The following is a 7,350-nucleotide window of genomic DNA, read 5'->3' as shown; positions in this document are numbered from 1 at the left end:
CATCATCTTCCCGCACTTCCTGCAACTGTTGCTGTATCGAATGATCTCCACTCAGCAAGAGGCTGGTATCGTTAACATCCGCTTCAATTTCATGAAAACCATTCGATTTCAGCCAGTCAGGCTGGATCATCTTCATCAGCCAGGGCACGTCACGTTGCGCCCATAAAAGCTGCCCGTTCTCATCATAAATTAGCGTCATGGTGGGGCTTTGCTTGTCGATATTTTCGGGTAACTCGACATGCAACTTATTGTTTTCCCACTTCGCAAGGGTATAGAACAGATTGCTCTCGCCACGTAACAGCCGAAACGTAGTTTTATCGAAACTGACGCTATAACCGATCAGCGCGACCATTCCGTAGGCAAGCGAAAGCACCAGTACTACCGCAGCCGTTGCCAACAGAAAACGTACCCGCAGTGAGAGCGGGAAAAAAAGACGCAGTAATTTTTTCATCAGCGCAATTCGAACAAATAGCCCTGGCCGCGAACGGTAGTAATCACTTCTTGCGGATATTGTGCCTGAATTTTTTTGCGCAGACGTCCCATCAGTACATCAATGGTATGGCTTTCCCGCAGCTCCGCATCCGGATAGAGTTGGAGCATTAACGAATCTTTGCTCACCACTTTGCCATTATTGCGTATCAACGTTTCCATAATGGTGTATTCGAACGCGGTCAGTTTGATCACTTCGTCATTAATAGATAATTCACGGCGAGAGAGATCAACCTGAAACGGGGGTAGCGAAATGACCTGTGAAGCCAGGCCGCTATTACGCCGCATTAATGCCTGCATTCGCGCCATCACCTCTTCAATATGAAACGGTTTAGTCACGTAATCATCAGCACCGGCACTTAATACTTCGACTTTGTCCTGCCAGCTTTCACGGGCGGTTAATACCAGAATCGGCAGTGAAACATCATTGCTACGCCAGCGGCGAATCAGTGACAGACCGTCCTCGTCAGGCAATCCGAGATCGACAATCGCAATATCCGGTAAATGTTCATTGAGATAATAATCGGCTTCTTTGGCATCTTCTGCGTCATCGACCTGATGACCAGCATCCTGAATCTGAACTTTAAGGTGGTGACGTAACAACGCATTGTCTTCAACAACCAGTACGCGCATTTTTATTTCTCCCTGTCTTAATTATTAAAATAGTGTAACGCGATTATGTGTTTATGGGGGTAAACATTAAATAAACCAGCGGGGAGGGGAGGTAAAGTGAAAAAAGAAAAAGTGGATAATTTTAATAAACAGGCCGGACAGCATCGCCATCCGGCACTGATACGAGTTTATTTCAGCTCATCAACCATGGTGATAGCTCGACCAATATAGTTAGCCGGCGTCATCGCTTTCAGGCGGGCTTTCTCTTCTTCTGGCAACGCCAGACCATCGATAAACTGCTTCATGCCTTCGGCGTCAACGCGCTTACCGCGAGTCAGCTCTTTCAGCTTCTCGTACGGTTTTTCGATGCCATAGCGACGCATAACTGTCTGGATTGGCTCAGCCAGCACTTCCCAGTTGTGATCCAGCTCATCCAGCAGATGGTCACGGTTTACTTCCAGTTTGCTCACGCCTTTCAGGGTGGATTGATACGCAATCAGCGCATAACCGATACCCACGCCGAGGTTACGCAGCACGGTGGAGTCGGTCAGGTCACGCTGCCAGCGGGAAACCGGCAGTTTGCTTGCCAGATGCTGCAATACCGCGTTGGAAAGGCCCAGATTCCCTTCGGAGTTTTCGAAGTCAATCGGGTTAACTTTATGCGGCATGGTGGAAGAACCAATCTCACCAGCAATGGTTTTCTGTTTGAAGTGGTTAAGGGCGATATAACCCCAGACGTCACGGTCAAAGTCGATCAGAATGGTGTTGAAGCGCGCAACGCAATCAAACAATTCGGCAATGTAGTCGTGCGGTTCGATCTGGGTGGTGTACGGGTTCCACTGAATACCCAGCGAGGTGACGAACTCTTCGCTGAACTGATGCCAGTCAACTTCCGGGTAAGCGGCGATATGCGCGTTATAGTTACCGACCGCGCCGTTGATTTTGCCGAGGATCTCCACCTGATTAAGCTGGCGGTACTGGCGCTCCATACGGTAGGCGACGTTTGCCATCTCTTTACCGATGGTTGACGGCGTGGCTGGCTGACCGTGGGTACGAGACAGCAGCGGGATATCGCGGTACTGAACGGCGAGATCTTTAATGCCATCAATCAGTTGACGCCAGTACGGCAGGATCACTTCATCACGCGCGGTTTTCAGCATTAATGCGTGGGAGAGGTTATTGATATCTTCCGAAGTACAGGCAAAGTGGATGAATTCAGAAACCGCGTGCAGTTCCGGGATCTCCGCCACTTTTTCTTTCAGGAAATACTCAACCGCTTTAACGTCGTGGTTAGTGGTACGCTCGATGGTTTTGATGCGTGCGGCATCTTCTTCGCTGAAATTGGCGACAATTGCATCAAGGTAACCGATTGCGTCGGCAGCAAAAGCAGGAACTTCCTTGATCGCTGCGTGCGCGGCCAGTTTTTGCAGCCAACGTACTTCAACTTGTACACGGAATTTCAGCAAACCATATTCGCTGAAAATCCCGCGCAGCGCGCTGACTTTATCGCCGTAGCGTCCATCGACAGGGGAAACGGCGGTCAGTGAGGATAATTCCATAGATCACAACTCCGGGGTTAAATGAGCAAGAATTTGTTTTGCCTGAGTGGTCAGGCGATTACGAGAAAACATCAGTTGCAGACGTCCGCCGCCGACCTGGTGCCAGAGCACGGCGGCGCGAATGCCTGCCAGCAGGGTTGCGCGAACTTTCGCCTGCACTTGTGGGCTTTGCAGTACAGCAGGGGAACCGGTGACCTGAATGCGCGGGCCAAGCGGGCTGATCACATCAACATAGATAGCAGCCATCGCGCTCATCAGCGTTTCGGACTGTAAATCGAAGTGTTCGAGCTGGCGTTGCAGGCCGTTGATCCGGTTGCCCAGAGTGTCGAGCGCGCCTTTCGCTGAGGAGAGTTTGCGCTCAAGCACCATCAAGCTGAGTGTGTAGCGGGTTAATTCGGCGTTTAAGCCCTGGCGACTGCTGGCATTGAGCACGCCGAGCAGGGTTTCCAGCCCGACGCGCAGGTTGGCTTCGCTACCGCCAAAAACCGCCAGCGTCGAGCTGGGGTTCATATCAATAATACTGTTGAGTGAGACGTGTAGCGCATCGGCATCACAATGCCCTTGGTGAGCGAGTTGTTGCACCAGGCGTGCCGACTGACAAATACCGGCCAGGGCGAGGGTGATGTCATAGTAATTCTTTGCCACGTTCACTGCTTCCTTGTTTTAAGTAAAGATAATAATCAGACCGGCAGCGGCAGACGCTGCTCAATAATACCGCCACCGAGGCACACTTCACCGTTATAGAAGACGGCAGACTGGCCCGGCGTCACGGCGGCAACCGGTTCATCGAAAATCACTTCAATGCGATCATCGTCCAGCGCCTTGACGGTGCAAGGGATATCGGTCTGGCGATAGCGGGTTTTTACCGTGCAACGCATAGTGCCGGTGAATGGTTCGCGATCGACCCAGTGCAACTGCTGGGCAATCAACCCGACAGACATCAGCCGCGGGTGTTCATGGCCCTGAGCGACAACCAGAATGTTGTTTTCGACGTCTTTGTCCACCACATACCACGGTTCTTCGGTACCTTCTTTGGTGCCACCGATACCCAGACCTTTACGCTGACCGAGAGTGTGATACATCAGCCCCTGGTGCTCACCAATTTCATCGCCATCGACGGTAATGATTTTGCCCGGTTGCGCCGGGAGATAACGGCCCAGGAACTCGCGGAATTTACGTTCGCCAATGAAGCAAATGCCGGTAGAGTCTTTTTTCTTCGCGGTGACCAGACCAAGATCTTCAGCAATCTTACGCACCTGCGGTTTTTCCAGTTCGCCGACCGGGAACAGGCTTTGCGCAATCTGCTCATGGCTGAGCGTATAAAGGAAGTAGCTCTGGTCTTTATTGCTGTCCAGACCACGCAGCAGGCGGCTCTTGCCATCGACATCGGCCCGACGTACGTAATGACCGGTAGCGATATAATCGGCACCTAAATCTTCGGCGGCAAATTCGAGGAAGGCTTTAAATTTGATCTCTTTGTTGCACAGAATATCCGGATTCGGCGTGCGACCGGCTTTATATTCGGCAAGGAACAGTTCGAAGACGTTGTTCCAGTACTCGGCAGCAAAGTTAACGGTGTGCAGTTCAATGCCGAGCTTGTCGCAGACAGCCTGGGCATCAGCCAGATCCGCTGCCGCTGTGCAATATTCCTCACCGTCGTCTTCTTCCCAGTTCTTCATAAACAGGCCTTCAACCTGATATCCCTGTTGTTGCAACAGCCAGGCAGAAACGGAGGAATCGACACCGCCGGACATGCCGACGATTACTTTTTTTGCGGTTTCAGACATTGGATCACTCACGACATTGAACTTCAAGGCGGCGTATTCTATCACGCAGCCTTTTAGATGACACCCTTTGTAAAAGGCCAGTTAAAATCGCCAATCATCTCCAGCGGATAGCGTTGCCCGCTTTGATAACAACGGATACTTTCCGCCACCAGCGGCGAACGAAGATTTGACGCCTTTAAAATCTCTTCGGCGCTGACCCAACGACAGCAGTCGATATCGCTGTCATGAGGCTGGGTCGGGCATATTTGCTCAAGCTCAATGGCAAAGAGGAAACGCAAAAACGGCGTTTTATCTGGCGCAATCCACTGATGCATACGAATAAAGTGTTGCGGCTGCGCGCTGATGCCGGTTTCTTCCCACAGTTCACGGGCGGCGGCTTCCACTAAGGTTTCATCGGCTTCCAGATGCCCGGCAGGTTGGTTCCATAACGCTTTACCATTAATCGTCTCTTCAACGACTAAAAATTTGCCTTCTGCGTGCACCACGCAAGCAACGGTAACGTGCGGTTTAAACATTTTGCATCCTTAATCTGTCACTTCTCGCCATTCGCCATTGGCAAGATTATCCAAAGAGTAATCTCCCATCGCATAGCGAATCAGTCGCAGCGTGGGGAAACCAACATGGGCGGTCATGCGGCGCACCTGGCGATTACGTCCTTCATATAAGGTGATCTTCAGCCAGCTGGTGGGAATACTTTTGCGTTCACGAATTGGTGGATTCCGCGGCCATAACCACGCTGGTTCGTCAACCAGCTCCGCGCCGGCGGGCAGGGTAGGGCCATCATTTAAGGTTACGCCATTGCGCAAGGCTTCAAGTGCGTCTTGTGTGGGAATACCTTCCACCTGCACATAATAGATTTTCCCGGTGCGTTTACCCGGCTGGGTTAAACGCGCCTGCAACGCGCCGTTATTGGTCAGCACCAGTAACCCTTCGCTATCGCGGTCAAGACGACCTGCTGCATAAACGCCCTGAACCGGGATGAATTCTTTTAATGTTTTGCGTCCGGCTTCATCGGTGAACTGCGGAAGAACATCGTAGGGTTTATTGAACAGGATCACACGCGTGGGCTGGTTTTCAGGTTTACGCCTGGTAGAACGTTGCGAGCTGAATCGCTTAACCTGGTGATTTCTAAAAGAAGTTTTTTGCATGGTATTTTCAGAGATTATGAATTGCCGCATTATAGCCTAATAACGCGCATCTTTCATGACGGCAAACAATAGGGTAGTATTGACAAGCCAATTACAAATCATTAACAAAAAATTGCTCTAAAGCATCCGTATCGCAGGACGCAAACGCATATGCAACGTGGTGGCAGACGAGCAAACCAGTAGCGCTCGAAGGAGAGGTGAATGGAAAGTAAAGTAGTTGTTCCGGCACAAGGCAAGAAGATCACCCTGCAAAACGGCAAACTCAACGTTCCTGAAAATCCGATTATCCCTTACATTGAAGGTGATGGAATCGGTGTAGATGTAACCCCAGCCATGCTGAAAGTGGTCGACGCTGCAGTCGAGAAAGCCTATAAAGGCGAGCGTAAAATCTCCTGGATGGAAATTTACACCGGTGAAAAATCCACACAGGTTTATGGTCAGGACGTCTGGCTGCCTGCTGAAACCCTTGATCTGATTCGTGAATATCGCGTTGCCATTAAAGGTCCGCTGACCACTCCTGTTGGTGGCGGTATTCGCTCTCTGAACGTTGCCCTGCGCCAGGAACTGGATCTCTACATCTGCCTGCGTCCGGTACGTTACTATCAAGGCACTCCAAGCCCGGTTAAACACCCTGAACTGACCGATATGGTTATCTTCCGTGAAAACTCGGAAGACATTTATGCGGGTATCGAATGGAAAGCAGACTCTGCCGACGCCGAGAAAGTGATTAAATTCCTGCGTGAAGAGATGGGCGTGAAGAAAATTCGCTTCCCGGAACATTGCGGTATCGGTATCAAGCCGTGTTCTGAAGAAGGCACCAAACGTCTGGTCCGTGCCGCGATTGAATACGCAATTGCCAACGACCGTGACTCTGTGACCCTGGTGCACAAAGGCAACATCATGAAGTTCACCGAAGGCGCGTTTAAAGACTGGGGCTACCAGCTGGCGCGTGAAGAGTTTGGCGGTGAACTGATCGACGGCGGCCCGTGGCTGAAAGTTAAAAACCCGAACACCGGCAAAGAGATCGTCATTAAAGACGTGATTGCTGATGCATTCCTGCAACAGATCCTGCTGCGTCCGGCTGAATATGATGTTATCGCCTGTATGAACCTGAACGGTGACTACATTTCTGACGCCCTGGCAGCGCAGGTTGGCGGTATCGGTATCGCCCCTGGTGCAAACATCGGTGACGAATGCGCCCTGTTTGAAGCCACCCACGGTACTGCGCCGAAATACGCCGGTCAGGACAAAGTAAACCCTGGCTCTATTATTCTCTCCGCTGAGATGATGTTACGCCATATGGGCTGGACTGAAGCCGCAGACCTGATTGTTAAAGGTATGGAAGGCGCAATCAACGCCAAGACTGTAACCTATGACTTCGAACGTCTGATGGAAGGCGCTAAACTGCTGAAATGTTCAGAATTTGGTGATGCGATCATCAAGAACATGTAATCACTACATGTGTTTAATATTGCAACGGGCGTATAACACGCCCGTTGTTTTATTTATGTAGGTATTATTAATAGCATATCGAGCATATTTATATAAAACCCTTTACTTGAGCCCATATGGGCATATTTTTATAATGCAACTATTATGCAAACATTTATTTGTTATTTTGCTTTCTCCTGGAGGACACTCTTGACTGCTTTTGAGTAGACTCCATAAATCCTTGTTGAATGGTGCGATGTTATAAATAGTAATAGGATATTCTTTATCTTTAAGGATAATTCCAGATTTAACCGGTGTAAATAT

Annotated in this window: 7 protein-coding genes and 2 pseudogenes; 1 reads left to right on the top strand and 8 read right to left on the bottom strand. The window is 50.2% G+C overall.

Annotated features, from left to right (window positions below; genetic code table 11):
* The 7 genes and pseudogenes from QZF50_RS21805 to rluE form a co-directional block, all read right to left on the bottom strand.
* Window positions 1–451: pseudogene (locus QZF50_RS21805) on the bottom strand (two-component system sensor histidine kinase PhoQ); the annotation flags it as partial.
* Entirely contained in the window at window positions 451–1,122 is a 672-nt protein-coding gene (gene phoP / locus QZF50_RS21800; protein ID WP_001265481.1) for a two-component system response regulator PhoP, read from the bottom strand. The pseudogene QZF50_RS21805 and the gene phoP, both read right to left, overlap by 1 nt.
* 167 nt (window positions 1,123–1,289) lie before the next feature.
* Window positions 1,290–2,660, bottom strand: a complete 1,371-nt coding sequence (gene purB, locus QZF50_RS21795; protein ID WP_000423729.1) for an adenylosuccinate lyase — start codon at window positions 2,658–2,660, stop codon at window positions 1,290–1,292.
* Between the two features lie 3 nt (window positions 2,661–2,663).
* Entirely contained in the window at window positions 2,664–3,305 is a 642-nt protein-coding gene (gene hflD, locus QZF50_RS21790) for a high frequency lysogenization protein HflD (protein WP_001297479.1), read from the bottom strand.
* Window positions 3,306–3,340: 35 nt separating this feature from the next.
* Window positions 3,341–4,447, bottom strand: a complete 1,107-nt coding sequence (gene mnmA, locus QZF50_RS21785) for a tRNA 2-thiouridine(34) synthase MnmA (RefSeq protein WP_001378857.1) — start codon at window positions 4,445–4,447, stop codon at window positions 3,341–3,343.
* Between the two features lie 53 nt (window positions 4,448–4,500).
* Window positions 4,501–4,962, bottom strand: a complete 462-nt coding sequence (gene nudJ, locus QZF50_RS21780) for a phosphatase NudJ (protein WP_000476089.1) — start codon at window positions 4,960–4,962, stop codon at window positions 4,501–4,503.
* Between the two features lie 9 nt (window positions 4,963–4,971).
* Window positions 4,972–5,625: a 23S rRNA pseudouridine(2457) synthase RluE gene (rluE, locus tag QZF50_RS21775; RefSeq protein WP_001248691.1), complete on the bottom strand. Its 654-nt coding sequence runs from the start codon at window positions 5,623–5,625 to the stop codon at window positions 4,972–4,974.
* A gap of 171 nt (window positions 5,626–5,796) precedes the next feature.
* On the opposite strand from rluE, the gene icd reads away from it, so the two are divergent.
* Window positions 5,797–7,047: an NADP-dependent isocitrate dehydrogenase gene (gene icd, locus QZF50_RS21770; protein WP_000444487.1), complete on the top strand. Its 1,251-nt coding sequence runs from the start codon at window positions 5,797–5,799 to the stop codon at window positions 7,045–7,047.
* Window positions 7,048–7,149: 102 nt separating this feature from the next.
* On the opposite strand, the pseudogene QZF50_RS21765 reads toward icd, so the two are convergent.
* Window positions 7,150–7,350: pseudogene (locus tag QZF50_RS21765) on the bottom strand (anti-adapter protein IraM); the annotation flags it as partial.

It is taken from the genome of uncultured Escherichia sp. (assembly GCF_948475835.1).
GTDB lineage: Bacteria > Pseudomonadota > Gammaproteobacteria > Enterobacterales > Enterobacteriaceae > ECMA0423.
This window is presented reverse-complemented; position numbering and strand designations above follow the sequence as displayed.

What these genes read in the sequence shown, in the direction of transcription:
- icd (WP_000444487.1), top strand. Translation starts at nt 5,797, where the DNA reads ATGGAAAGTAAAGTAGTTGTTCCGGCACAAGGCAAGAAGATCACCCTG.
- purB (WP_000423729.1), bottom strand. Translation starts at nt 2,660, where the DNA reads ATGGAATTATCCTCACTGACCGCCGTTTCCCCTGTCGATGGACGCTAC.
- nudJ (WP_000476089.1), bottom strand. Translation starts at nt 4,962, where the DNA reads ATGTTTAAACCGCACGTTACCGTTGCTTGCGTGGTGCACGCAGAAGGC.
- mnmA (WP_001378857.1), bottom strand. Translation starts at nt 4,447, where the DNA reads ATGTCTGAAACCGCAAAAAAAGTAATCGTCGGCATGTCCGGCGGTGTC.
- phoP (WP_001265481.1), bottom strand. Translation starts at nt 1,122, where the DNA reads ATGCGCGTACTGGTTGTTGAAGACAATGCGTTGTTACGTCACCACCTT.
- rluE (WP_001248691.1), bottom strand. Translation starts at nt 5,625, where the DNA reads ATGCGGCAATTCATAATCTCTGAAAATACCATGCAAAAAACTTCTTTT.